27 protein-coding genes and 2 tRNA genes are annotated in these 24839 nt (G+C 66.5%); 10 read left to right on the forward strand and 19 right to left on the reverse strand.

Features of this window, described 5'->3' with window-relative positions; all coding sequences use genetic code 11:
- Positions 1-3 precede the first annotated feature (3 nt).
- Complete coding sequence (locus ACFVIV_RS19970; RefSeq protein ID WP_379198319.1) at positions 4-816, forward strand: Fpg/Nei family DNA glycosylase; 813 nt, start codon at positions 4-6, stop codon at positions 814-816.
- An 11-nt stretch (positions 817-827) separates the two neighbouring features.
- Here ACFVIV_RS19970 and ACFVIV_RS19975 read toward each other — a convergent pair whose 3' ends face one another.
- The 3 genes from ACFVIV_RS19975 to ACFVIV_RS19985 all read right to left on the reverse strand — a co-directional run bounded on the left by ACFVIV_RS19975 (position 828) and on the right by ACFVIV_RS19985 (position 6566).
- Positions 828-4637 carry a hypothetical protein gene (locus ACFVIV_RS19975; protein WP_379198321.1) on the reverse strand — a complete coding sequence of 1270 codons (3810 nt, stop codon included), beginning with the start codon at positions 4635-4637 and terminating at the stop codon, positions 828-830.
- 179 nt (positions 4638-4816) lie between these two features.
- On the reverse strand, positions 4817-5752 hold the full coding sequence (locus ACFVIV_RS19980) for a hypothetical protein (RefSeq protein ID WP_379198323.1): 936 nt from the start codon (positions 5750-5752) through the stop codon (positions 4817-4819).
- A 199-nt stretch (positions 5753-5951) separates the two neighbouring features.
- Positions 5952-6566 (reverse strand): TetR/AcrR family transcriptional regulator, encoded by a 615-nt coding sequence (locus tag ACFVIV_RS19985; RefSeq protein WP_379198325.1) that lies wholly within the window; start codon positions 6564-6566, stop codon positions 5952-5954.
- 100 nt (positions 6567-6666) lie between these two features.
- Here ACFVIV_RS19985 and ACFVIV_RS19990 point away from each other — a divergent pair, with 100 nt between their 5' ends.
- Positions 6667-8082, forward strand: a complete 1416-nt coding sequence (locus ACFVIV_RS19990) for a flavin monoamine oxidase family protein (RefSeq protein WP_379198327.1) — start codon at positions 6667-6669, stop codon at positions 8080-8082.
- Between the two features lie 3 nt (positions 8083-8085).
- On the opposite strand, the gene ACFVIV_RS19995 is transcribed toward ACFVIV_RS19990, so the two are convergent.
- The 3 genes from ACFVIV_RS19995 to ACFVIV_RS20005 form a co-directional block, all read right to left on the reverse strand.
- A complete protein-coding gene (locus ACFVIV_RS19995) occupies positions 8086-8457 on the reverse strand; it encodes a hypothetical protein (RefSeq protein ID WP_379198328.1) in 372 nt (123 codons plus the stop codon).
- 72 nt (positions 8458-8529) lie between these two features.
- Positions 8530-9366: a DUF1542 domain-containing protein gene (locus ACFVIV_RS20000; protein ID WP_379198525.1), complete on the reverse strand. Its 837-nt coding sequence runs from the start codon at positions 9364-9366 to the stop codon at positions 8530-8532.
- Between the two features lie 81 nt (positions 9367-9447).
- Complete coding sequence (locus tag ACFVIV_RS20005; protein WP_379198330.1) at positions 9448-10449, reverse strand: diguanylate cyclase domain-containing protein; 1002 nt, start codon at positions 10447-10449, stop codon at positions 9448-9450.
- Positions 10450-10844: 395 nt separating this feature from the next.
- Between ACFVIV_RS20005 and ACFVIV_RS20010 the strand changes: the two genes are divergently transcribed.
- Positions 10845-10915, forward strand: a tRNA-Gly gene (locus ACFVIV_RS20010).
- A 21-nt stretch (positions 10916-10936) separates the two neighbouring features.
- Positions 10937-11010, forward strand: a tRNA-Pro gene (locus ACFVIV_RS20015).
- A gap of 226 nt (positions 11011-11236) precedes the next feature.
- Here ACFVIV_RS20015 and ACFVIV_RS20020 read toward each other — a convergent pair.
- From ACFVIV_RS20020 to ACFVIV_RS20035, 4 genes are all read right to left on the reverse strand, one after another.
- Entirely contained in the window at positions 11237-12037 is an 801-nt protein-coding gene (locus ACFVIV_RS20020; protein ID WP_379198332.1) for a hypothetical protein, read from the reverse strand.
- A 277-nt stretch (positions 12038-12314) separates the two neighbouring features.
- On the reverse strand, positions 12315-12872 hold the full coding sequence (locus ACFVIV_RS20025; RefSeq protein ID WP_379198334.1) for a hypothetical protein: 558 nt from the start codon (positions 12870-12872) through the stop codon (positions 12315-12317).
- 3 nt (positions 12873-12875) lie between these two features.
- Entirely contained in the window at positions 12876-13232 is a 357-nt protein-coding gene (locus tag ACFVIV_RS20030) for a hypothetical protein (RefSeq protein WP_379198336.1), read from the reverse strand.
- A complete protein-coding gene (locus tag ACFVIV_RS20035; RefSeq protein ID WP_379198338.1) occupies positions 13222-13380 on the reverse strand; it encodes a hypothetical protein in 159 nt (52 codons plus the stop codon). Before ACFVIV_RS20035 ends, ACFVIV_RS20030 begins: the two co-directional genes overlap by 11 nt.
- A gap of 388 nt (positions 13381-13768) precedes the next feature.
- Here ACFVIV_RS20035 and ACFVIV_RS20040 point away from each other — a divergent pair, with 388 nt between their 5' ends.
- The 4 genes from ACFVIV_RS20040 to ACFVIV_RS20055 all read left to right on the forward strand — a co-directional run bounded on the left by ACFVIV_RS20040 (position 13769) and on the right by ACFVIV_RS20055 (position 16120).
- Entirely contained in the window at positions 13769-14098 is a 330-nt protein-coding gene (locus ACFVIV_RS20040) for a hypothetical protein (RefSeq protein ID WP_379198340.1), read from the forward strand.
- Entirely contained in the window at positions 14079-14615 is a 537-nt protein-coding gene (locus tag ACFVIV_RS20045; RefSeq protein ID WP_379198342.1) for a DUF6879 family protein, read from the forward strand. The genes ACFVIV_RS20040 and ACFVIV_RS20045 overlap by 20 nt, the downstream gene beginning before the upstream one ends.
- Positions 14615-15475, forward strand: coding sequence for a helix-turn-helix domain-containing protein (locus tag ACFVIV_RS20050; RefSeq protein ID WP_379198344.1), 861 nt, complete (start codon positions 14615-14617; stop codon positions 15473-15475). The genes ACFVIV_RS20045 and ACFVIV_RS20050 overlap by 1 nt, the downstream gene beginning before the upstream one ends.
- An 81-nt stretch (positions 15476-15556) precedes the next feature.
- Complete coding sequence (locus ACFVIV_RS20055; RefSeq protein ID WP_379198346.1) at positions 15557-16120, forward strand: hypothetical protein; 564 nt, start codon at positions 15557-15559, stop codon at positions 16118-16120.
- A 468-nt stretch (positions 16121-16588) separates the two neighbouring features.
- Here ACFVIV_RS20055 and ACFVIV_RS20060 read toward each other — a convergent pair whose 3' ends face one another.
- From ACFVIV_RS20060 to ACFVIV_RS20095, 8 genes are all read right to left on the reverse strand, one after another.
- Positions 16589-17440 (reverse strand): phage major capsid protein, encoded by an 852-nt coding sequence (locus ACFVIV_RS20060; protein WP_379198348.1) that lies wholly within the window; start codon positions 17438-17440, stop codon positions 16589-16591.
- Positions 17441-17603: 163 nt separating this feature from the next.
- The gene (locus ACFVIV_RS20065) at positions 17604-18110 is read right to left on the reverse strand and encodes a hypothetical protein (RefSeq protein WP_379198350.1); all 507 of its coding nucleotides are present in this window, start codon (positions 18108-18110) and stop codon (positions 17604-17606) included.
- Positions 18107-18457 carry a hypothetical protein gene (locus ACFVIV_RS20070; RefSeq protein WP_379198352.1) on the reverse strand — a complete coding sequence of 117 codons (351 nt, stop codon included), beginning with the start codon at positions 18455-18457 and terminating at the stop codon, positions 18107-18109. The genes ACFVIV_RS20065 and ACFVIV_RS20070 overlap by 4 nt, the downstream gene beginning before the upstream one ends.
- A gap of 61 nt (positions 18458-18518) precedes the next feature.
- Positions 18519-19298, reverse strand: a complete 780-nt coding sequence (locus ACFVIV_RS20075) for a helix-turn-helix domain-containing protein (RefSeq protein WP_379198353.1) — start codon at positions 19296-19298, stop codon at positions 18519-18521.
- Between the two features lie 62 nt (positions 19299-19360).
- The gene (locus ACFVIV_RS20080; protein WP_379198356.1) at positions 19361-19552 is read right to left on the reverse strand and encodes a helix-turn-helix transcriptional regulator; all 192 of its coding nucleotides are present in this window, start codon (positions 19550-19552) and stop codon (positions 19361-19363) included.
- A gap of 231 nt (positions 19553-19783) precedes the next feature.
- A complete protein-coding gene (gene xerC, locus ACFVIV_RS20085) occupies positions 19784-20905 on the reverse strand; it encodes a tyrosine recombinase XerC (protein ID WP_379198358.1) in 1122 nt (373 codons plus the stop codon).
- A 198-nt stretch (positions 20906-21103) separates the two neighbouring features.
- A complete protein-coding gene (locus tag ACFVIV_RS20090) occupies positions 21104-21322 on the reverse strand; it encodes a hypothetical protein (protein ID WP_379198359.1) in 219 nt (72 codons plus the stop codon).
- 108 nt (positions 21323-21430) lie between these two features.
- On the reverse strand, positions 21431-22009 hold the full coding sequence (locus tag ACFVIV_RS20095) for a TetR/AcrR family transcriptional regulator (protein WP_379198361.1): 579 nt from the start codon (positions 22007-22009) through the stop codon (positions 21431-21433).
- Between the two features lie 89 nt (positions 22010-22098).
- On the opposite strand from ACFVIV_RS20095, the gene ACFVIV_RS20100 reads away from it, so the two are divergent.
- Positions 22099-23046 carry a cupin domain-containing protein gene (locus tag ACFVIV_RS20100; protein ID WP_379198363.1) on the forward strand — a complete coding sequence of 316 codons (948 nt, stop codon included), beginning with the start codon at positions 22099-22101 and terminating at the stop codon, positions 23044-23046.
- Positions 23047-23079: 33 nt separating this feature from the next.
- Here the strand turns inward: ACFVIV_RS20100 and ACFVIV_RS20105 are convergent, their stop codons facing one another.
- Positions 23080-23871 carry a hypothetical protein gene (locus tag ACFVIV_RS20105; protein WP_379198365.1) on the reverse strand — a complete coding sequence of 264 codons (792 nt, stop codon included), beginning with the start codon at positions 23869-23871 and terminating at the stop codon, positions 23080-23082.
- A gap of 251 nt (positions 23872-24122) precedes the next feature.
- Here ACFVIV_RS20105 and ACFVIV_RS20110 point away from each other — a divergent pair, with 251 nt between their 5' ends.
- Positions 24123-24620, forward strand: coding sequence for an NUDIX domain-containing protein (locus ACFVIV_RS20110; RefSeq protein WP_379198367.1), 498 nt, complete (start codon positions 24123-24125; stop codon positions 24618-24620).
- The last annotated feature ends 219 nt before the right edge of the window (positions 24621-24839 follow it).

Consider the following 24839-nt stretch of genomic DNA (forward strand, 5'->3'; position numbering starts at 1 on the left):
CCTGTGCCGGAAGGCCATACGCTGCACCGCCTGGCGAAACTGCACCACAAGCGTTTCGCCGGCGGTCAGGTCCGAGTGTCGAGCCCCCAGGGCCGTTTCGCCGCCGACGCCGCCCGCCTCGACGGCCGAGTGCTGACCCGCGCGGAGGCCTGGGGCAAACACCTGCTCCACCACTATGATTCGGGCCTGACCGTGCACGTCCACCTGGGCCTGTACGGCACCTTCACCGAATCCCCCTACCCCCTGGGCGATCCCGTCGGCCAGGTCCGCATGCGCCTGATCGGCGGCGGCCGCAACGGCGACCTCTACGGCACCGACCTGCGCGGCCCCGCCGCCTGTGAAATCCTCCTCGACCCCGAGGTCACCGCCCTCACCGCCCGCCTCGGCCCCGACCCTCTGCGCAAGGACGCCGATCCGGACAAGGCCTGGGCCCGCATCCACCGCTCCCAGCGCCCCATCGGCGCCCTCCTCATGGACCAGAAGGTTCTGGCCGGAGTGGGCAACGTCTACCGGGCCGAAGTCCTGTTCCGCCACGGCATCTCACCGCACAGCCCCGGAAAATCCTTGAGCCGCACCGCATGGGATGCGCTGTGGGCCGACCTGGTGGAACTCATGAAGGTCGGCGTCCGTCGCGGCAAGATGCACGTGGTGCGCCCCGAACACGATCACGGCGCACCGTCCTACGCCTCCGACCGGCCTCGCACCTACGTCTATCGCCGGGTTGGCGAACCCTGCCGTCTGTGCGGCGCCACCGTCGTGCGTGCGGACATGGAGGGCCGAAACCTGTTCTGGTGCCCCACCTGTCAGCCGGGCTGACGCCGGACCCTTCAGGGGCACAGGGTGATTCCGTCGAGGAGGTCGGTGCGGCCGACTTCGTTGCCGGTGTCGCCTATGCCCAGGTCGCAGAGGTCCGCGGCCACTTCCGCGGGGTCTGTGGCCCAGAGTTGGGATACCGAGTCGCCGATGCCGAAGACGTGGTCGTCGCGATTGCGGTCGAAGCGGACGAACCAGCGCCAGCCGAATTCGGCGGAGAGGGAGCTGCCGAGGGGGCGGATGTCGGCCGGGTCGGTGATGTTCCACAGGCGGACGGTTTGATCGACACCGGAGGAGACCAGGCGGCGGCCGGTGCTGTCCACCGACAGTTCGGCGACCGGGGCGGTGTGGGCGGGGGTGCGGCCGGAGGGGCGCGGGGCGGCGGGATCGGTGATGTCCCAGGAGCGAATCGATTCGTCGTCGCCGCCGCTGAACAGGTAGCGGCCGTCCGGGGCGAAGGCGAGGGCGGCGACCGGGCCCTCGTGGCCGGTCAGGCGGGCGCGCAGGGTCGGGCGACGGTGGTCGGAGATGTCCCACAGGTAGATGATCGCGTCGCCGGAGCCTGTCGCGGCGAGCTTGCCGTCAGGCGAAACAGCCAGCGATCGAAAGGATCTCGTGGTTTGCGCCGATCCGGCGCCGAGCGGGACCGGCCGGGCGGGATCGCCGACATCCCAGATGCGCAGCGAGGTGTCGTCGTCGCCGGTGATCAGGAAACTGCCGTCGGGTCCGAAGACGGTCTCGGTGAAGTAGTGCGTCCGCAGCGATTGCGGTGATCCCAGTGCGGTGGGCCGGGCCGGGTCGGCGATATCCCAGAGCTGGAAGCCGCCGCCGCCGGAATCCGAAGCTGCGAACGTCTTGCCGTCGGGCCGAATCCCCACCCGCACACCGCTGTACGGCGCCACCGCGGCGCGGGCCGCGCCGGCGAAGGTCACCCGATTGTCGTGCGCGAGAGACCACACCTGGAAGTCGCCGTCGTCCTCACCCGTGATCAGCCGGGTGCCCGCGGCATCCATATCGATCGAGGTGAACGGTGAGTCGGTGAGCACCGGGATATCGGCGGGCGGCAGCGACCAGACCCGGATCCGGCCGTCGCCGCCGGCGGAGATCAGATTGTTGTCCTGGGTCAGGCCCAGGGCGGGTATGGCCCCGCGATTGCCGCGCACCGGGTGACCCACGGGCTGGAATCCGGACGGCGTGAGCTGCCACAGCACCACCGCCCCGTCGGCGCCGCCCGAGCTCAGCTGGCCCGGGCCGAAGACGAGCGCGTCGACCGCGCCGCCGTGCCGCGTCTGCTGAATGCCCAACTCGCGCGGTGCGTTCCGGTCCGCGAGCGACCACAGCCGGACCGATCCGTTCGCCAGTCCCACGGCCAGCAATCCGTCCGGGTTCATGGCGAGCGCGTGCACGCTGTCGTTCGCGGCGACGAGTGGCCCGCCGAGCGGGGCCGGGCTGCCCGGGTCGGTGATGTCCCACAGCCGGACGGTGCGGTCCTCGCCCCCGGTGGCGAGCAGCGCCCCATCGGCGCTCAGCGCCAGCGTCGAAATCGAATTGGTGTGTGCGGCAATGGTTGTGCGCACGCGCGGGGCCGCCGGATCGCCGGTATCGAGCAGGGTGAGGGCGCCGTTGCGGTCCGCCGCGATCAGCGAGCGGCCGTCCGGTGTGAACGCCAGCGCGAGCACGGGTGAGCCGAGATCGGAAACCCCCAGTGCGCGCGGCTGTTCCGGGTCGCGAGTAGCCCAGAATCGCACGGTGCCGTCGTAACTCCCGCTGGCGAGCACGGCGCCGCCGGGTGCGAACGCGATCGAGCCCACCGCCTTGGAATGACCGCGCAGACCGGCGCCCAGGGCGGTCGGCCGCAGGCCACCGTGGGTGGCCCACAACCGGATTCGGGTGTCGTCGCCGGCGCTGGCGAGCACCCGGGTCCGCGGATCGTAGGCGAGTGCGTTGATCCGCCCGGCGTGGCGATCGGAGGAGGCATTGATGACGGGCGTGGACTGGGTGGCGAGCAGCCGCGCCTGCGTCTCCGCATCACCCGGGCGGAGCCGATAGGCCGCCAAGGCCATACGGGTCGCCTCCGCCGGATCGAAGTCCACCGCGCGGCGGGACTCGGCCACCAGCGCCGCGATTCGCGCGTCGTGCTGCTCCCGCACCAGCGCCCGCCGCTGCGTGCCCGCGAGCACGGCGGCGACCAGCGCGCCCACCACCAGCAACACGGCGGCGGCCCGCAGGATCCGTCGCCGCCTGACGATTTCGCGGCGTCGCCGGCCCGATCGCGCGATGAACTCCCGCGCGACACGATTGACCGTGCCGTTGCCGCCGAGCACCGGCGCGGCCTGCTCCAGCCGTTTGGCGCCGTACAGCAGCGAATCCGGTTGCCCCTGTGCGTTCCAGGCGCGCGCATCCTCCTCGATGCGATGGCGGGCGGGGGCGAATTCCTTTTCCTCCGCGACCCATTCGGCCATTCGCGGCCACACCCTGGGCACCGCGTCGTGCAGCAGTTCGATCTCGTCGTCGTGCACGATCACCAGGCGGGCGGCGACCAACCGGCCGATCGCCGCCTCGGTCGCGCCCGGATCCTCGGATTCGGTGACGAGCACGCTGCGCGACAGGCGATTCCGGGAGACCGAGCGCTGCCCGATGATCGTCAGGGCCAGCAGCACCGAGCGCGCCGTGCGCTGTTCGCCCGGGGTGAGCCCGGACCACATCCGCTCGGCCGCCGCGGCGACCGAGCCCGCCATCTCGCCCGCCGCGCGATAGGCGTCCAGGGTGAGCGTGCGGCCGCTGCGGCTGGACCACGTCGCCTCCAGCACATGCGAAAGCAGTGGCAGCAGTGCGGCTTTGCCGTCCTCGGAGGTCGCGGTCTCGAGATCGCGCAGGATGATGTCCACGAGCGCGGGCTCCACTTTCAGGCCGCAGGCCAGCGCGGGTCCGGTGATGACCTCGCGCAGTTCGTCATCGCTCATCGCGCCGACGATCACCGAGCTCTCGCGCATCGCCTGCGCCAGGGCCGGGAATTGGATGACGTCGTTGAAGAAGTCCGAGCGGATCGCCAGCACGGCCGTGATCCGGCGGTCGGACTCGGGTGCGGTCGCCCGCGTCAGTTCCTCCACGAACCGCCGCCGCTCCACGGTGTCGCCGCACAGGGTGAACAATTCCTCGCCCTGGTCGATGAGCAGCAGTCCGTCGCCCGCCTCGGGCAGCCGGGCCAGCGCCTCGTCCAGGGCGGCGGCGGGGTGCGCGCCCGGTGTGAAGAGTACGGGCACATGGTCTTCCGGCCGTGCCTGCAGGCCCGCCGCCAGCAGCGAGGACTTGCCCGCCCCGGAGACGCCGACCAGCAGGACCAGCCGCGGGGCGTAGTCGTCCTCCTCGAGCGCGGTGATCGCGTCGAGGACGGCCTCCCGGGTGTTCTCGCGGCCGAAGAACAGATCCGCGTCGGCGGCGCGGTACGGCGACAGGCCCCGGTAGGGCGGATGGCCGGGCTCGCGCACCCGCAGGGCGAGATCCCCTTGATCGTTCTTGGCCTGCTGCCAGGCAACCCGCCAGCGATGCAGCTCGAGCAGCTCCGGATCGAGATCCGCGGGCTGCTCGCGCACCTTGGCGTCACTGGTCAGCACGGCCAGCACCGGCAGTACCGACTCCCAGGTGGCGGGCACCCGATTGCCGCGGCGCCAATCGCTCACCCGCTGCACGGTCACCGCGCTGCTACCTGGCACACCCCGGGTGTTCGCCCGTCGCACAATCGATTTGATGGTCGGTGATCCGGCCGCCTCGAACAGCAGGCCCAGCCGCTCGGCGAAGCGCTTGCGCGCACCAACTGCTACCACCCGATGGCTCCTCGGAACTCTGGCGATTCGATTCGAACATTGGCGGCAACTCGGGTGCGACCGACGTTAGCAGCCACTTTCGCTCAATCGGCAAACTTTAGGCAACGATTCGCCTCGCTGCCGGACAGGCCGGGAGGCGGATCGACCCGTGCTGGGATCGAACCCGCCTCCCGGGGAAATCAGAACGCCGGCAGCTGCACGCCGAACGAGGCGGCGAGCTCGGCGCCGGCCGCGCCGATATCCTGGATGGCCGCCGCAATCGGGTCGGCCTGCACCGGCGCCGGAGCGGCGGCCTCGATCACCGGGGCCTCGATGACGGGAGCCGCCATCAGGGGAGCCGCGACCTGGTTCACCAGGGCGGCCACGGGCGAGACCTCCTCCCTCGGGGTCATCTCGTCGACGGCGAAGAAGTCGGCCGCACCCAGCCCGGCCCCGGCCAGCGCGCCCACGCCCGCGCCGACCAGCCCGCCCACGGCCGCGCCCAGCGGGAACGCGATCGGCGCGGTGGCCGCCGCACCGGTCGCGGCGCCGAGCACCGCACCGGTGGTGCCGCCGATGGCCAAGCCGACGGGGAAGCCGAGCGCGGCGCCGATGGGTGCGCCCACCACACAGCCGATCAGGAAATACGGCAGGCCGACCAGACAGCCGACGCCCGCACCGATGGCCGCGCCCGCGAGTCCGCCGGCAGCCATGCCGACCAGGCCGACCGCGCCGCTGCCGACAATGGCGCCGGGCAGCGTGCCCGCCGCACCGCCGACCACCGCGCCCACGGTGCCGCCGACCGCCGCGCCCCGGGCGGCCCCGGCCCGCGCGGCATTGTCGATGGTCACCGGCTTGGTCCGGACGTCGGACCGCAGTCCCCGGGTCGGATCGAACGGGGCGGGCGCCAGGTAGGCGATGCCGTCCGCCGACTGCGCGAGCGCAACCGGTTGAACCGGGGCGACCGGCTGAGCGAGTGCAATCGGCTGCGCGAGTGCAACCGGCTCCGCGGCGCGGGCGGGTTGCGCAATGGCCGTGATCGGAGTGGCACCCGCCGCCGGAGCGGTGGCCGTGCAGACCGCCACCGGAATGGCGGCGGCGAACATGGAGAAGATGGCCAGTTTCGACTTGGTCATTGTTTTCCCTTTCGGTGTGCGCCGTCAGGCGCGGGGAAAACAGAATGCGGATCGGCAATTGGGCCGATCAACGCACCTGACGCCGCGGAATGGGATAATCGCAGGTCAAATGCTGTGGGCGGGAAATCCGCTGCGGAATTCGCCAGGAAATTTCAGTGTCCTGGATCTCCTGGAAAAGACCGTTCACCAGCCTTTTTATTCACGCCGGTCGCAGGCCCTCGAGCACAGCGCTCAAACCGCGTTGGAAGCGTGCTCCCGAATCGGTTCCGGCGTACCCGGACAGCATTTCCACCGCCGGGTGACCGGCGCGCGCCCAGGCGGATTCCGCCAGGGCCGCGCCCAGCACGTAGTAGTAGAAGCCGGTCGTCACCGCCTCCAGCCGTTCGCCGTGGAAACCGGCCGCGGTGAGCACTCGCAGGATCGTGCCGAACTGTGCGACCGCGGCCGGGCCGAGCGGCGGGGTTCCGCCGATCAGCGGTGCCGCCCAGTGGTGGCGGAGCAGGGCCTCGAAGGTGCGGGTCCCGATGCTCGTCAATGCGTCCCGCCAGTCGCCGCCGGTGTCGTCGTCCTCGAGCGTCTCGGCGAACACCGCGTCCACGGCGTATTCGAGCACATCGTCCTTGGTGGCGACGTAGCCGTACAGCGTCATCGGCGGAGCGCCGAGCCGGTCGGCCAGCTTGCGCATGGTCAAGCCGGATGCGGATTCCTCGTCGAGCAGGGTCACCGCGGCCGCGACGATCCGGTCTCGGTCCAGGGCGGGCCGGCCGCGCACGGGCTTTCCGGTGCGCAGCCATATCGAGGTCCTCTCCGGCATTGACCGATCATACAAATCTCGTACACTGAACGAAAGTCGTACGTTGTACGGAAACCGTTCACCGTACGAATCGCTTTATCGCACGAGTAAGCGGGGCGGCATGATGCCCACAATCTCCAGGAACAAGGTCGATGTCGCAGTGGTCGGCGCGGGGCTGTCCGGGCTGGCTGCCGCCCGGCGAGTCGCCGACCGGGGCCGCTCGGTGGTCGTGCTCGAGGCTCTGCCCAGGGTCGGCGGGCGAACGCTGACCGGGCGGGTGGGTGATGTCGTGGTGGACGAGGGGGCGACGCTGGTCTACCCGGTGCACGACAATGTCTTCCGGTTGGCGCGGGCGCACGGCGTCGACCTGTTCGAGAGCAACTCCGAAGGCCGGTTCCTGCTCTATACCGCCGGTGTCGCACACGGTTTCCGGTTCGGGAATTCGCGTGCCGTGCAACTGTTCGGGCGGCGGGCGCTACGCCCCTTGCTCAGGGCGTCGCTGCACCTCGCCGCGCGATGGACCGCGCCGCCGCTGCCACCCGATGTGATCATGCAGGTGCTCGGCGCACTCGCGGCCCTCGACGGTCTGGCCGCGCAGATTCCGGCTGCCGCGCCGTGGGCCGCTCCCGAGGCCGAAATGCTGGATCAGCGCACCTTCGGTTCCTGGCTGCGCGAACAAGTGCCCGATCCTCGGGCCCGACTGCTGTTCGAGGCCAATTTCGCCGGGTATCTGCCCGATTCGACCTCGCTGCTGTACGCCCTGCACTTCCTGCGCACCTGGGGTGGTCTCGGCGCTCTCTTCGGAGGTTCCGGATCGGTCTATCGATTCCGCGGTGGCGCACAGGAATTGACCCGCGCGCTGGCGGCCGGACTGGGGGAGCGCATCGTGGTCTCCAGCCCGGTCCGGGAGATCGTCCGGCGCTCGGACGGTGTCACGGTGCGTTGTGCCGCAACGGAATTCGAGGCCGATCGGGTGATCGCCGCCATCGGGCCCGCCGGCATCGGGGAGCTGTCCTTCGATCCTCCGCTGCCCGCCGATCGCGAAGTGCTGCAACAAGCGTGGAAACCGGTGCACGGGCGCAAGATCAATATTGTTTACGACCAACCGTTCTGGCGGCAGGCCGGACTGTCAGGCGCGGCGCTGACGGATCTCGATGCGGTGCCGGGTCTGCTCGACGTCTCGCCGCCGGACGGGCACGCCGGCGTCCTGGGCGGCTATCTCCCCGGCGATCGCGGGCCCGCCGACCCCGCCGAGCGCCGCCGCACCGTGCTCGGCGTGTGCACCGAACTGTTCGGGCCGCGTGCCGGATCACCCAGCCACTATCTCGAAAAGAACTGGCAGGACGAGCCGTATGCCCACGGGTGTGAAGGCGGACTGGCCGTGGGTGCGCTCACCACCGCGCGCCGTTTGCCGAAAACACCTGTCGGCCGTGTGCATTTCGCGGGCGTCGAAACGGCCGACGTTTGGATGGGTTTCCTCAGCGGAGCTGTTCAGGCGGGCGAGCGGGCGGCCGACGAGGTGCTCGAGGCCGGATGACGGCTAGGTGGCCAGGGCGTAGAGCAGCCAGACCGTGCCGGCGATGACGCCCAGGGTCACCGGCACCGCGCCCAGGCCGCCGAGGAAGACCAGGCCGGCCGGATGGCCGCCGTCGCGGCGCAGTCTCGGGAGCATGAAAGCGGCGAGGCCGATCCACAGCAGCAGGGCGACGACCGGGCCCACGTAGATCGAGGCGACCCAGAGGGCCGAGGCGAAGAACCAGACGCCGAGGGCGAAGCAGACGAAGGTCAGGAGCGCGCCCGCGATCAGGCCGGCGCCGAGGTTGACCGCGCAGCCGATCCAGCCGAGGTCGCCGTCCGAGTACCGCGCCGGAGCGTAGTTCGCCTGCCCGTAGTTCGCCTGCCCGTAGTTCATTGCGCTCCACTCTCCAGAGCCGAACCCGTGCGGCCGCCGCCCCAACCCATGCCGCCGCCGGCCGAGACCCGGCTAGAAGCCGCCGAAATCGCCGCCACCGCCGAAATCGCCTCCGCCGTCGAAACCGCCGAAATCACCGCCGCCGGTATCGGTTCCCGGATCGGCGTAGCCCGGATCGTATCCGGCGTCGCCGTAGCCCGGGTCGCCTGCGCCCACGTCGTAGCCGGGATCGCCGCCCTGATCCGCGTCGCCGTATCCGTTGTCGCCGGCGTCGAGGCCCGCTTGAAAGCCGTCGCCGTAACCGTTCTCGAAGGCGGCCGCGTCATAACCGACGCCGGCCATGCCTCCGAAGAGCGCGTCGAACAGCAGGACCGAGCCGACGCCCCACGCGCCCGCGACGAGCGCTGTCTTCCACCAGGGTTCGGAGTACCAGCCGGCCGGAACGGGACGTCCGGCCACCCGGCCGCCCGGATAGTAGTTGGGCGTGCGGGATGTCGGGTTCGGCGAGGCTTCGATGCGCCGCCCGTCGTAGTCGACGACGCGATCCTCGGTGACCCGCCCCGCGCTGCGCTGCCCGTCGAGTTCGGGAACCGCCGGGCCCGGATCCATGCGCATGGCGGTGCGGGCCGCGCGCACGTAGTAGAGCCCTTCCAGCGCAGTCTCTTTGGCCAGCCGCGCCTGCGCCGGGGTCTGCGCCTGCTCGATCTGCGAGCCGGCGGCGGTGAAGCGTTCGGCGGCGTCGGCGAGGGCCTGTTTGGACGGTTCGTCGGTGCCGTTCAGGTTGTAGACCTGTCCGCCGAGGCGCTCGATCACCCGGCGCGCATCGGCTTTCGCATCCGCGAGCCGGGTACTGGCGCGCGAGCGTTGCGCCCGGCCGACGAGCAGCACCGCCAGCAGCACGACCACCATGACAATGAGCAGAACGACTACCGTAGCCACGCCGACCAGCCTACCCGGCGTAGTTTGCTGACGAATTGCTCTATGCTGCCGTCATCCGGCGACCGCCGCGAAGCGGGAGCCTCGCCCCCCTGGATCGACCTCCTCGGCGTCGAGTTCCGACACCGCGAACTGGCGCTTGCCCGCCGTCTTCGCCGAGTACATGGCGCGATCGGCGCTGCGCAGCAGATCCGAGAAATCGCAGTCCCGGCCGGGCGGGCAGAAGGCGGTGCCCACACTCGCCGAGGCCGGCACCGGACCCGCGGCCGTCGGCACCGGTTCGCACAGCGCCGCGAGCACTCGCATGGCCAGTTCGCCCAGAGTATTGCGCCGCGCGGGCAGCGCGACCACGAATTCGTCGCCGCCGTAGCGGGAGATCACCGTCTCCGGCGGGCAGGTCGAGCGCAGCCGCTGGGCAATGGTGACCAGCACCTCGTCGCCGACCGAATGCCCGTAACCGTCATTGATCGCCTTGAAATCGTCGAGGTCGATGAGCAGCAGCCCCACCCCGCGCGCGGGATCGGTCTGCATCATCCGCACCCGCTCCTGCAGCAGCGACCGGTTCGCCAGATCGGTGAGCGCGTCATGGGTGGCCTCGTGCCGCAGCCGGGTCTGCAGCGCCGCGATCTCCTGCACCCGCACCGACACCGCCTCGGACAGGCTGCGCTCCTGCTGGGCCAGGGCCCGCTGCTGCAGCGCCTCGGCATAGCTGTCGATGGCCTGACTGGCCACGAACGGCCAGCGGGTGGCGATCAGCGAGCCCGGATCGCCCGGCGCGAGACCCAGCAGCGCCCGGCTGGCCGGGGCGAGCATGCGGGTCCGGTCGAACGGCGCCTCGGCCAGCGTGCGGCCGACCGCGCGGGCGGCGGGCACCGGAAACGGTTCGCACCCGGCCAGTTCCAGGAGCTCGTCGATGATGCGGGCGAAGATGGTTTCGAGTTCGTCGGGAGACAGTTCGGGTCCGTCGCCGTTCCAGGCCGGATGCACCGCGCGCACCCATTCCCGGATGGTGGCCGCGACTACGGCCGAGGTTCGGGTATCGATTCGCACCGGCATCCCACTCACCTCGCGCGGGTGGTGTCGGTGCCGGCAGCGCCGGTCGCGCCCTTCGGTTGGAACTCACTGCCTCGCGGTCGGCTACACCACTGGTGCACGCTCACCGCCCCCTTTCCAGATACCCCCGTCCGGACAAAAAGGATCCTAGCAAGCCACCCGGCTTCGAAAACCCCTGATTCAGAACAGGTTCCCGTAACCTCGCGAATGGCGATCGGATGGTTGATCGCTCAGATCCCGCCGGTGTTACACCCAATTTCCGCGCGTCTCGAGCGACGCGCCGTTTCGCCCGCCCGACCGGCGGCGACATGGGAGAACGGGGCCCGATTGGCATTCCGCGAGTGAGGTTCGGTACAGTGCTCAACGCATGCGACACCGGCGGCGCCGGTGTGCGGCCTGCGGGTGTAGTTCAATGGTAGAACCTCAGCCTTCCAAGCTGATGGTGCGGGTTCGATTCCCGTCACCCGCTCTGATCCCTCGGGATGCCTAACGGGGTGTAGCGCAGCTTGGTAGCGCATCCGCTTTGGGAGCGGAGGGTCGCAGGTTCAAATCCTGTCACCCCGACTCGTGTGGTTGAGACACGAAACGGCCCCTGAGCATTGCGTATGTTCAGGGGCCGACTCGTTTCTATAAGTGCCTACAGATGCCTGTGCCAGATTCGTGCCTGATCGCCAGACCGCACAGCAGGTTCAATCGCTGCGCGATCCCATCCCTCGGCTCCGTGCCTGACTCCGTTGGTGACCGATCTCATACCGCCGAGGGAGGAGTCCGGCCCGGCGCTGCGGGCTACTCAGGCCATGACGATCTGCTCCAGATGCGAGCCTGCGCGCTGGTCGTACGTGTGCAGGACATCGGTCAACAGGTGAAGCGCTTCGAGTGCCACGAACTGTACCGCTACAGGATTTGCACTTAGCCGGAGGTTCACCACATCCGGATCAGAGGTTGGGTACGTTTCGCGGTCTGAGGCACCGAGGATGGCCCAGGGGCGGCCGTGAGCAAAACCCGAGCAGAGCTGCCAGGCCCACAAGACTGATCCAGCGGCTACAGCATTGTCTTGGGAGTACTTCACGGCGTCGTAGCTCTTGTACCCGTCACGGACCTTTGCCGTTATGCCAGAGCGCTTACCGGCGACTTCCTCGATCTTGAGCAAGTACGGCTCGGACAGGCTGTTGGGAAGGCCCCGTGGAGCTTTCGCATGCTCGGCATCCCTAACGTTCCGCGCATGCCATCGGAGTGTCCGTGCCACTCGCTCATCCCGCCGTTGCGGGCGCAGAATCCAGTAGGCGATGGAAAGGTTCTCGAGCGCTCCACGCGCGAGGCTGAACGGTGCCATCGTATGTAGGACACTTGCGTCAACAACTTGACGCTTCAGCGCATGCAGGTGATCCACTCCCGCATGGATGCAGCAGCGAACGGTGTGTGACACCTGATAAGGCTGGCTGGCACGATCGTCCCCAGCGAGTGAAGAACCTGCTTTGACTGGAAACTCGTTCATCGCACCTACTCGTTGCATCGCCTGCTCGATTAATGGCCCGATTTCGCTCCACTTTGCTGCGATCTGCTCGTCGGTGATCTGTGCGGGATCCGTCACGCAGGGATCCTATGAACTGAACGCTCCACGGCCGCCGTGATCGCCACCCGACGCGCCGCCACCCGTCTTCAAGCCGTTGTCAGGGAGGACGCAGCCTCGATCCGACCGGAGACGGTTCTCGTCGCACGGCAGACCCCCGGCGCGGTTGCGGCTGCCGGGGTCTGCCCATAGCCAAAGTGTGCCAATAGCTATGTGAAGTGCAGAAGGGCAGCGGATTCCGCTGCTACGGTCCGGCCAACGGTCCACCCCCTTCCAGGTGCCCGAGCGTCGGAGTGGTCTAGGTGGTCAGAACGTCATGGTTGACCGGATCGGGCGACGGTTTTTTGATGTCGCCGTCTTCTCCCCAATCTCGGCAGTACGGGCACCACGGCCGTAACCGGTGATGGACGCGAAGCGAACTTGCCGTAGCGATTCCCCAGAGTTCCAGGAGCGCAAGAGCCACGCTGCGGACAGCGGCGGGGAGGTGTCCGGAGATCAGAAGCGGGATGACCGCCAGCACAGCCACAATCGGCAAGGCACCGAAGCCAGTCCAGATGTGCCAGACCCGTAACAGCCATCTTCGACGCTCGGCGCGCTCGGCGGCATCCACGGGCACTTCCCGCATGCACAGCACACAGATACGTGTGAACTGGCTGTGCACGAGGGCGACCGACAACGACATGCAGAACGCGATGACCACCACCGCCGACAAAATCGTCAACCATGATCCAGCGGTAAGCCAGGTCGCTACACACACCACGGCGTACGCCGCGATGAACCGCCCGAATCTGTGAGTGATCCAGTCCTGTACGCGCCCTGACGGGCTGTCCGGGTTGTTGAATGGATCAACGATCACCGGCTACGCCCCGTCTGCTTGTGCGGGCGGGAGGTCGCGAAGCGGTGGCACAGCGCGCCGTGCGTAGGTTTCCTCCGGCGACACCGTGACTACATCCACCCGTCGGATCAGATCGACCGGAATCTCCCCGCCGAAATGGTCTGCGCTGGGCACGATTACGGCCTCAGCATGCAACCGGGTGGCTTGTGCCTTCAGCCGGGCCAGTGGTGGCCGACCGAATCGGGGGTCGTAGACGATCATGTCGGCAAAGTCGTAGCCGAGTTGATCGGCTCGCTTGCGGATCTGGGACTGATCCCACAGCAATGCCATTCCGCTGATGTCGGTCCGGAGATAGCCGAGAATCGTTGGCTTATACCGCATGTCCCGCCTCCGGTCGCTCGTCGTTGTCGCTGGTGTCGTCATCCGACCGGAAGAACTCCAGATAGACCCCTGAGTCGTCTTCGTCCCCGTAGGCGTTGGTTTCCAGGAAGCCGCCGGGGAACTCGTAGACCCTTCGCTGATAAGCCATCTCAGCCCCATGTCCGTGATCGGCTCTTCTCGGCAGCCTCAGCAGCCCGGCGGTCCACGGCATCGGCAAACCGTGCCAACAGTTCGACGGACAGCATCGGAACCGTCCACGCCATGAAGCGGTACGGTCCTGGTTTCCGCTGTGGTAGTTGACGCTTCACGATCTCTCCCCGGCAGACGGCCCACACTGGCAAGGCAGTCCGGGGCTAGGACGACTGCACTAGCCCCGAACGCCATGAACCGACGCTACGAATCTGCCTGCACCGATGTCTACGAACTTGCGAATACTTGCGCAGTTAGATGCATCTGCTAGCGATATTTGCAGGGCCAGAGGACCATAGAGGTCGCTAGTCCAAATACACGCAAGTAGTCAGCCGGAGGCTGGGATCATGCATCTGAATTTCCTCGGTAAGTGTGGCTCTGATAAGAAGAACTGCCCCACCCTGTACGCCACTGATCGGCGGAGTTTTGTCGTCCAGGGCTGGAGGACCGACCGCCCTGAAACCATCGAGATTCCGCACGCGCTGCTCGGATTCGTGGGGGAGGAGGGTTTCATCGCGACGGCGATGACCGATACAGGCAGGGGGTCCTTCATCCTGTCGGGACGGCCGATCACCGATAGCGGAACGCTTGAGCAGCTGACCATGGAAGACTTCGAGACAGCGATCGAGGTTCCGAGAGCTGAGAGGATCTACTTCGGTGGAATTTCGCGGCGTTGACGACTGGGACGACCTGTTTCACGAATGCCGAGAGTCGGCCTACCACATGGAAGTTCGCGATACCTACGCGGTCGCGAGCGAGTACGAGCCGCTCCGGCGATTCCTCGACGGTGAGCCGCCGCCGGACTACGACAAGTCCGACTGGACCGACATGATCCGGGAGATGACGGGCCGCGGCGTCGCCGTTAGCCGTGTCCGGGTTGTCACTGTTCCGCACAGCGACTACCAGCGGTGGCTGCTGTCGGTCACCGGCGAGAACGTCGAGGCGGGCGAGGACATCCGTTATCTGCCAAGGCATCTCGTTGATCCAGCCGATGTGCCTGGCGATGACTGGTGGTTGTTCGACGGCAGTCGCGTTGCCTTCAACCTGGTTGACCAGGCGGGGCGGCCAGCTGGCGTTGCAATTACGACCGATCCGAGGATCGCGACGTATTGCCGTGGCGTGAAGGACCGGCTGTTGGCCGTAGCGACGCCGTATCGGGAGTACATCGACGAATCTCCGGTGACTAGCCAGTAGTGACCGATTCGGTACAGGAGGCGCGGGAGGCTCTTGGCAAGCGGCTCCGGGAGATCCGCCGTGATGCCGGAATCACCGGCCGAGAGCTTTCCGCCCGTGAGGGCTGGCACGAGTCCAAGGTCTCGCGCATCGAACATGGAAAAGCTAGGCCCTCAACAGCTGACCTTCGCGCCTACTGTTCCCACTGCGACGCGAACGAGCAGTTACCCGACCTGCTTGCCAGCCTCCACAACATCGACTCCGCATGGCTCGAGTGGCGGCGACTACTCGGAACAGGTGTGAAGCGCGGCCAACAACTGGCGTTGAGGCTCGAGGCCGAGACGGCCCTCGTCCGGAACTACGAGCCGCAGATCATCCCCGGACTACTGCAAACCGCAGAGTACGCCGAGGCCAAGCTGAGACGAGTAATCGAGTTCTACCGCCTACCTGACGACCTGGATGCCGGGGTATCCAAGCGCATGGAGCGGCAACAAGTCCTGTACAGGCGAGGCCACCAGTTCCACTTCCTCATCGGCGAGACATCGCTGTATACGACAGTCGGAGATGACGACGTGATGCGAGGCCAGCTCGACCGACTTCAGACGATCATCGGAATGCCCCGCGTCACGCTGGGCATCGTTCCGCTGACTGCCGAAGCGCTCGTGGTCCTCGAAGGATTCGTGATGTTCGACAACCGCATGGTGAAGGTCGAGGCACACACCGCCGAATTGACTGTGACGCAACCGAGGGAGGTCGCGTTGTACGGGCGAGCGTTCGACACCTTGGCGAGTCAATCAGTCACGGGTGAGGCGGCTCGGGCGTTGATCCGTGCAGCCATCAGCAGGCGAAGCGAGCGACACAACGACCAGCCAGGCTCATAGCTTCGGCGATGAGATCGCAAGCAACCAAAGGTATCTCACGGTAGGGTCGGACCGCTGAACACACCGTACAAAGGGGGAGCAATGGTTGATCTCATGCGCGAGAAGTCGCGTGGGAACGGGCTCGGCAACAAGCGCTGGCGTCGTTACGCCGACGCATTCGACAGGGTCGAGCGCTGCCTGAGCCAGGGGTACCACCTCGAGGCGATCGCGATTCTCGACTCCCTGATCGGGGACAGGCTCGCGAGTCGCCTCGCTCATCTGGTGGGTACGGACTCGATCGCGGTTTCTGCGGTCGGCACGTTGTGCGGCAAGTTGGTTGGTCACAAGAACAGTGCGGGTGTGGAGGTTGATCCAGCCTTCCGTGAGGTGGTCGCCGAGATCAAGACATGGTCGGCGGCCCGCAACGATGCGATGCATGCCATTGCCAGGATTTTCCGGTACGAAGACCCTGCCGTGTCCTTCGACGATGCGATGGAGTCCCATCGCCAGACCGTGCTGGCTGGCATCGCGCTGCTTCAGCGCTTCGACCAGCTCGACACTGCCGTTCGGAAGCAGCGCCGGAAGATCCCCGCAACGGTGCCGGGTGCGTTCTTCCCCGAAGAGCGGCCGGCGTCGATGCGAGACCCGCGCCCCGACGCTCGATAGCCTCCGGGACACCGGGTATCGCGTGTCCTCACCTGACCCGAAAAAAGGGCCTGGGATGCCGTACCCGGTAGAAACAACAGAGCGACCCGGTGCCCAATAAATGGGAGCCATGGGGCTTCCCATAGCCCGGCATTTGGCGTTGCCCCTGGTCAGTCCCGGTCTCGCTGTGCGGCTGGGGCTGTGGGTCGTTTGGGTGCTGCTACTACTGAGGGGCGAGTGGTTCGAACCGTCTTCTTCCGCGCTGCGGAAGCCGCTTCGGTCTTGCTCTCCGCATGCCCCTCGGAGTTGTCGGGAACGATGTCCGCCCATCCACGCCGAGCCCATTTCGCTGCCGTCATAGGGCGCACTCGCACGAGTCCGTCAGCGCCGATGTGGCTGTTACTGGCAGAGTCGAATATCAGGTGCGGTCCTCGGACACGGCAGAGCACCGACGAGCTGTTGGAAACTGTTGTGGTGTCGCTCATTTGGCTACTCCGGGATGGTGATCTTCACGACGGTCGCCGGTTCGGGCCAGCCGTAGCAGACGCGCAGTTTCGCGCGGATGGCGATGCGATCGGAGGTGAAGTACACACTGCGGTCGGATTCCAGCGTCACTTCCTCGCTAATGGCGAGGAAGCTGCGGCTGTTGTCGATTCCCCAAATGGTTCGTGGCGCGACGGCGGGGGAAACGATCAACGGCCGTCCCAGCACCTGGCGGCGCGTCGGCAGCGTCGGATCGGGCTGCAAGGCTGGCATGAGCCCGCCCGTGCCGCCCAGGGGCGTTGTAGCCACCAGCAAGGCGGCATCGGGAGCGGCTACCCAGTGGGTAATGTTCCCGCCAGCGATCGCGGACAGGCTTTCCGCCTCTGCGGCCCAATCGAAATCGGTCATCTTGCCGCCGGATACATGCGCGGTCACGGCCTTCACGCCGGACAGGGCGGCGAGACCGGGTGGGGCGGGGGCGGGCAGATTCCCGAATGCGCCCATATCGAGTTTCTTCGCGATGTCCTTCGCCAGCCCGCCGCCGACAATGTCAGCAGCGGCAGGCGTGGAGGTCTGTGCAAGTTCGGACGTAATGACACTCAGGCCAGCTAGCTTGCGCGGCGTGAGCACCAGCTCTTCCAAATCGGCGTCGGTGACAGGGATTTCCGCGCCCTCAGCGACGAACGACGCGGTAGGCGTGGCAGCGGTGATCGGGATACGCAGCGCCGATGCGCCGGGCGTGCGAACGATGGTGGAGCACAAGGCGATTGCCGCAGTGGATTCGAGCGGCTTTACGAGGCTTTCCTCGATCTGTGCATGATTGAGGATGGCAGCGCCGGTAACGGTAGAAAGAGACATGAGAAAGCTCCGAGAAACGAACGTGGATACTGTTCGTCCGGCTCTCGGAGCTTCGGACGTTTGCCATCAAAGGCGAACGCTGGGAACTGTGAACAATTTTCGTAGCGCGCAGTTCTGATTCGATTATCGGTGGTTTGTCAGAACATGGCTAGATGATCCCTGGCTAGCCGCTGATCAGCTTGTTCCATGAGCCGCCGCTTCTGCGAACTTCCCCGGTTTGCCCCTGTCCCCAATTTGGATGACGCACGCCAGTTCGGCGGGCAACGGTTGCCAAACGAGGGCGTTTCGCCAGCAGCTCCTCGGCGGCGTTGTGGATCTTTGTGGCGTCTAGGTCGCCGTTCTCGTCCAGCAGAGCGGCCATATCGACAAGGCCGATATCAAACAGATCGGCAGGCACTTCTAGATACTTCGCTGCTACCAGTTCGATTGCTGCGCGCTGGTATCGGCCGAGTTGTTCGCGCACGGTGGCCAGTTCGGCTTCAGTGGTGCGGAGCTTGCGTCGCCACTTCGCCGCTTCGGCATTCGGGTTGTCACTCGCGTTGCTGTCAGCGTCGCTATCGTCAGTGGGGGTGGGCGGATGGTTGGCGGAACCGTCTTCGTGGCTCTGCAAGGCATTCAGGGCGTCGGAATCGGTTGCGGCGTGATCGTTCACGGCGTCATCGGCATTCATTCTTGTTCTCCATCGGTAGTCAGCGAATCGGGGTTCTGTTCAGCCAAGGCGGGCCATGTCCGGCGGCGCAAGGTCGGCGCGAGGTACTCGACTTTCGTGAGCAGCCGAGCGGCTTCAGTTGCACCGGGCTGGTCTTCGGGCAATCGCAATCCCAGTGCCCGCAGCAACGCCTTCTCCGTCTCGGTCGCCGGACGCGTGCGGTCACGCGGACACGCATCGAAATCAGCTGCGTGCGTGGTGTCCTCGGCGCGTTGCAACGGTGCTGAGAGTTCGGTGGTGAATGTGAGCCAGCCCCGCCGGTCATTGGGGATGCGAGCCGGGAGCGGGCACGTTGGATCTTCGGGCATTTTGGTGCTCTCTTGTGGGGTCGGGGACACTTCCGGCAGGAAGGGATGTCCTGTACTGGGCTCACGCGCTCATCGGCAGCGTCGCCGGGTTTCGCTGCGCAGCAACATCATTGATGAATAGTTCGAAGGTCGTATCCCATTCGGAACGCTCATGCCCTGCCATCAACTCCCGGAACTGCGGCACCAGGTCCCCGAAGTTGAGCCCTAGACGCTGCGCGTGTTCTTGTTCTTCGGCTTTGGGTTGCCAGTTGCTCGGCAAGGGTCGCTTCGGCGGTGAAAACGGAGAAGCATCCTCGGGCTGCTTCACCGACATCAGCCACGACGGCAGCTCGGCGGGCCGCGCCCCCGCTGGGGCGGGCCGCGCGCCTCTGGTTTTTGATTCTTGTTGAATGAATTCTTGTTTGTACCCCCGCCAGCGGGTAGCCCCTTGCTTGTTCTCGGGGGTAACGCTTGTCCGCTGCGCGGGGTGACCCTTACCCCTGTCGGCGGGCAAGGGAGCGTGGCGTATCAGCAGGGTGTAGAGGCTGCTGAGGCGGCCTCGGTGGACGTCATCACGCACGTCGGAAACCGCATCGGCTCGGTTGCCGTACCGCGCTGCCACCTTGAGAATTCCTGCCGCCTCAAGTTGATTCAGGTACTTGTCAATCGAATCGGCCTTCTTCCACCCCAGCGCCCGTGCCAACGTGGTGCGAGACGGCCACGCCTGGCCGCTGTCACGACCCGCATGACGCGCTATAACCGCATACAACGCTACCGCCTGCGCCGACACCTTGCCCTCGGCCATCGCGTCCAACACCGCATGCGGAACGATCGAAAACGTTTCCGATTCCCGTCTACTCATGGCAACCCCTATTCAGTTGTGAACGATCGAAATGAACGAACCGAAGGAACAATTCAACGGAGTTACCGCATTGGCTTCATGAGCCTGTCGAGTTCGTTCAAGTCCACCCGAACAGCACGAGTGCCTGGAACGCGATAACCAGTGATGGTGCCGTCCGAGATGCGACGCCGCAGAGTGCGTGCGGAAATACCCCACTGTTCCGCCGCTGTTTCGAGTGAGACGTAGCGAGGGTAGGTGCGTGCCATGTTTGCCATATTTAGTTGTCCTTGCAGCTGGGAGGGTCAAAGGTGCGCGCATAGGTGTGAGCCTGGAGAATCTCGCACGCGCGGAGCATGCCTTAACCGGAATCGAACGCTGTTGCGTTCTGGAAATGAGAATATCGCGGGTCAACTGCTGTCTCGAGATGATTCTGTCAGTCACGACCAGTCAGATACGCGGACGCCCCGCGCGACCTGCGACGATCGGGCGGGGCGGTACGGAAAGTGTTACGCAGCCCACATTTTGGCGACCAGTTGCCGATTGCGCGCGGCGCTGGAATGGACGTAGCGCTGGCTCATCGCCACGCTGGCGTGGCCCATGAACGCCATGTGATCCGACAGCGTCGCGCCCTGCTGTGCGAACAACGTCGCCGCCGAGTGCCGCAAGTCATGGAACCGCAATGCCGGGTATCCGAGCTTGTCGGCAGCCTTCTTCAACTGCTTTCGAATCGTGTTCGCGTGCAGTACCTCGCCACGATCGGACGGGAAGACCAATCCATCACGACCGCCAGCGGCATGCGCGACCAGATGGGCCGCAAGCACTTTCCGCAGCGGAGTAGGCAACGACACCGTTCGCAGCGCGGCCTTGGTTTTTGGTGTTCCCACGATCACGTCCTTCTTGATCCGTACCGCAGCACGCGCCACTGCCACCTCGCAGTCCTTACCGGTGAGTTTGAAGTCACCGCGCCGCAACGCGCTCACCTCACCCCACCGCAACCCACCGAAACCGGCCACCAGCACCAGTGCTCGCCACTTTTCCGGCATGTGGTCGGCGAGCTGTCGAATCTCGGTCGCCGACAACGCAATCGGCTCCACCGTGCGCTTCTTCGACCCCGCCCCCTTGATCCGGCACGGATTCGCCGGAATCAACTCATCCTCCACCGCCTGCCGCATGATCGTCCGCAGCAGCGAATATGCATTGGCGTTGCGCGTCGGGAACCGGTCCAGCTTGGCGAACCAGGCCCGCACCCGGGGCAACGTCAACTCGTCCAACGGCACGTCTCCCAGCTCGGGAAAAATCACGTTGTCCAGGTAGCCCCGGTACAGCTTGTGCGTGCGCGGCTTGAGCCGGTTCTCCGACTCCTCATGCCAGGTATCGCAGTAGCGGCGCACAGTGAGCACGTGCGCGGTCTTTGCTGCCTCCTCGGCGCGCTGCCGCTCCGCCGGGGGCGTCCACACGCCAAGTTCGATCAGCTTGCGTTCCTCCGACAGCCACCCGATGCAGTCGTCTTTCGACTCCCAGGTGCGCGGGCCTTTGTGCTGCTGACCGTCCGGTCCGGTGTATCGCGCCTGCCACCGACCGGAGGAAGTCTTACGAGGAGCGCCGAACGATCGCTTCGCCTGTGCCATATTCGTGCCTAATCTCTGCCTAACAAGGGTCAAAACGTGACCGTTCGTGTCTCTCCCGGTCACCATCATCACATCTCATTCTACCTGGCAGACAAGACATTTCGGCACGTCATACTGCTACCAAGATCGTGATAAATGACAGGTTCAAATCCTGTCACCCCGACCATCTTTCGATTCTCGCTGCCCCGGATCTGCGGGCTATCGGCGCTCAACCGGACGCCGGAAGACTTCGGCGACGATGTGATCGCCCAGGCTCTCGGCCACCCAGAAGTAGTCGCCGCCCAGTTCCGCGGCGGCGCGGGCCACCTCGTCGATGGCGCCGTGGATGTCGGCGGCGCCGAATCGGCTGAGCGCCATATCTATTGTTCCGACCGGTTCGTACAGATCGATTTCATCGCGGTGGAGTTCTCTGGCCATCGTTCTGCGCATGGTGTCCGCACCCCTCTCCGTGCCCGTGTGCTCAGCCCCACGGTAGGGGATCGGGTAGGGGTCGTGCGGAACAGGTTCTCGTGCGGCCGGGCGTGATCATGGGGAGGCCGGATCCGTGCGGGGTTCCAGGCCCGCGAGTGTGATGTCGATGAAGCGGTGCCAGTCGCCGATGTTCGCCCGGGCGACGGTGGCGAGGGCTCCCACGAGCATGTAGAGGTCGTCGAAAGTCGCGTCCTGGCGCAGGGTTCCGTCGGCTGTGCCTCGTGCGATCAAGGTGTCGCCCAGTTCTCGGAGTTCGGCCTGGACCGGGCCGCGTGGTGCGGTGTTGCCCAGTGTCGATTCGATCACCCGGGACAGTGCGCGCCCGTCCTCGTGCACCTGGCCGATGTGCTCCAGCAGGGTTCGCACGGCCTCGCGGCCGGATGCTGCCTTCTCGCACATTGTTCGTGCGAAGCCGAGGATTTCGAGGAAGCGTTGCTCGGCGATTGCCTCGACCAGGGCCTGGCGGGTCGGGAAGTGGCGGTAGACGGTGCCGATGCCGACTCCGGCGGTGCGGGCGACGTCGGCCATCTGGACCTCGCCGCCGCGTTCGGTGAACAGGTGCGCGGCGACCTCCAGGACGCGTGCGCGGTTACGTCCGGCGTCGGCGCGAGGTCGGCGGGACGGCGTCGGCATGGCGGAAGCATACGTGGCATTGACATCGGGATCGGGCTCGGGCAGGCTGACGGAACCGGAATCCGACTCCGTTTATTGAAGGGTTTGTCATGTCAGAAGACCGTTTCTTCGTGCTCGATCCCGGCGCTTCCCGCCCGACCCGGGTGCCGTTGCCGCCGTGGACGACGATCAAAGCGGGTATCGACGACACCCAAGGGCGGTTCACGCTGATGGAGAACCGGGGGAGCGGTGACATCCCCGCGCACGTGCACGACACGTTCGACGAATTCGTCTATGTCGTCGATGGCGAGCTCGGCGTCGACTTCGGCGGCGCGACCCACCGGATCACCAGCGGAATGTGTTTCCTGGTGCCGCGCGGAGTCACGCACGCCATGCGCAATCTCGGCGGCGACGGCTCGATCGTGCATGCCCTGCAGCTGTCGGCGCCGGGTGGCTGGGAGCGGTATCTGGAGGACATCACCGAGGCCCGTCAGAGCGGCGACTGGACCGGAGATCGCGACTGGGACAAGGCCAATGAGATCGGCAAGCGGCATGGGATGCGCTATCACCTCGGGCAGGGCGATCCCGCCGAATGGGGTGATCCGGAACGGTTTTTCACGCTGGAGAAGGGCGCGGTGCGGCCGGGGCGCATCCCGATTCCGCCCGCCTTCGGCGTCAAGGCCCGCTCCGAGGACACCGACGGGCTGTTCTCGGTACTGGAAGTCACTGTCGCCCAGCCGGTTCCGCGGCACACCCATCATGTGGCCGATGAGTGCATCTACGTGCTGGACGGTGTGCTCGAGGTCGAGTTCGACGACCGTGTGCACACCGTGGGCGCGGGACAGTTCGTCCTGCTGCCGCACGGTGTTCCGCACGCCATCCGCCCGGGTTCGACGCCGCCGCCGCGGGTCGTCCAGATCTCCTCGCCCGGTGGCTGGGAATGCGTGGTGGAGGCGTTGATCGAGCATCGCGCCGAAGTCGGCCGAGGTGGCCGCTTCGACCCCGCCGCCCTCAACCGCCACACCCGCCGCTACCACGTGGTCTACGAAGAAGACTGAGCGGCAGGCGGTTCCGCGGCGGCGGGCCAGCCGCTACTTGGGCTGTTCGGGCTGGGGGGCCTGGGTGGTGACCTTCGGCTTCTCGGCCCACTTGGTGGTGCCGTCGGCGGCGTTCATGGTGGTGAGCAGGTCGATTCCGGAGGCGATGAGGGTGGGGCCGCCCAGGGCGATGGTGCCTATGATGCCGCCCGCGGTCGCGCCCGTGGTCAGGCCGGGGATACAGCCCGCCACCAGCGTGACGATACAGCCGATGGTCGCGCCGATGGCGGTGCCGACGAAGCCGCCGATGGTGGTGGCCAGGCCGAACTGGGTGGTGAAGTCATTGAGGGCGCGCTGGTTCTCCAGCTGCGAGGCAACGGGTTTCACGGCCAGCGGCTGGGTGAGGTCCGCGTCCGACGGCTTGTCGGGGGTGATGGACAGGACGGTGGCGTCCTTGTCGACCTCGGACTTCACCGGGATGGGGACCGGTCCCAGATTGAATTCGAGGGGAAGGGTGAGCAGCACATTGCCCTCGCCGTCCTTCACGTCCACGACATCCACCACGGCGGCCGGGTCGGCGGGAGTGCCGTCCGGTGCGACGAGCACGCCGTTCTTCTCGATCAGCCGCTCGCCGCCGCCGGCTTCGAGTTGGCTGTCCAGGGCTCGCGAGAGTTCGAAGGTTCCGCCTTTGAGCGTGGTGACGACCGTCTTGTCCACCAGCTTGGTCGAGTACGTGATGTGCTCTGGGGTTTCGGGGGCCTCGGGCTCGGCATTCGCCGATCCGGTTGCCACGGTCAGTGCGCCGATCACCAGGGCGGCTGCCGTCGTGGCGCTGCGGAACTCCATGCGGTATCCCATCCGTCATCAGGTGTGTCACTGTCGGGACGCTCAGGAGCTTCAAACCCCGAATTCCCAGCCGGCCCAGCCAGCAAGCCTAGTGGAAAGCTCAGTTAGCGAAAGAGTTTCGGGCATGCGAAAACGGACGGAAATTATCCGGCGGTTATCCAGAGTTGATCCGGCCGACCAGTTTGCCGCAACGTCGCTCACTGTAGCGCCCCGAGTGTGCGCCTGTCAGTGGAACCGGGCAGACTGCGAACATGAGCCTCAGGTACAGCGCGGGAGTCCTGTTGTTCCGCCGCACATCCGGCCTCGAAGTACTGCTCGGCCATATGGGCGGCCCGCTCTGGGCGAAGAAGGACGCCTCCGCCTGGTCCATTCCCAAGGGCGAATACGAACCCGCCGAAGAGGATCCGCAATCCGCCGCCCGCCGCGAATTCACCGAGGAACTCGGCCTCCCCGTCCCCGCCGGCGACTGGACGCCCCTCGGCGACGTCCAATACGGCAGCGGCCGCGGCAAGAAGCAGGTCACCGTCTGGGCAGTCGAAGCCGACCTGGACCCGTCCGAGATCGTCCCCGGCCACTTCGACATGGAATGGCCACCTCGCTCCGGCCGCATCCAGCAATTCCCCGAAATCGACCGCGCCGCCTGGTTCACCCCGGACATCGCCCTCGACAAACTCGGCAAGGGCCAGCGCCCCTTCCTCGACCGCCTCACCCAGCACCTCGCCGAACAGGCCCTCTCACCCCAGGATTGACCCGCGACCCCACCCTTGGAGTCGCCCCTCGTCATCGGCCCGGGAATCGGCCGGGTTGTCGGCCCGGAGTCGGCCTGGGAATCGGCCGGGTTGTCGGTCCACGAGTCGGCTAGGTCGTCGGCCCGGAAATCGGCATCATCATCCCGGCGCGCTTTCGGCCGGGATCCACACCCGCGGCGTGCCGACGGGCGGGGTGGATTCCGGCCAAGAGCGCGCCGG

Source organism: Nocardia sp. NPDC127526 (assembly GCF_042672265.1).
Lineage (GTDB): Bacteria > Actinomycetota > Actinomycetes > Mycobacteriales > Mycobacteriaceae > Nocardia.